Raw genomic sequence first — 261 nt, forward strand, 5'->3', positions numbered from 1 at the left:
GTGGGCGGCGCGCTGGCCAATTATTTTCGGCAGGGCAACCTCACCGCGTTGCGTGAGCTCGCGTTGCTCTGGCTGGCGGACCAGGTGGACGACAACCTGGCGGCATATCGTGCCGCGCACGACATCACCGCCACCTGGGAGGCCCGTGAGCGGGTGGTGGTGGCGTTGACCGGTGGGCCCGAGTCGGCGACCTTGCTGCGGCGGGCGAGCCGGATCGCGTCCAGATCGAGCGCCGAACTCGTCGTGGTGCACATCGTGCGG

General features: G+C 69.3%; 1 protein-coding gene. It reads left to right on the forward strand.

Translation table 11 applies throughout. From position 1 onward, the window contains the following. Nucleotides 1-261 (forward strand): universal stress protein (locus tag SB717_RS37170; RefSeq protein WP_410908114.1); only part of this gene is annotated, 261 nt, incomplete at both ends.

Source organism: Priestia sp. SIMBA_032, assembly GCF_046535215.1.
GTDB classification, from domain to species: Bacteria; Bacillota; Bacilli; order Bacillales; family Bacillaceae_H; genus Priestia; species Priestia aryabhattai.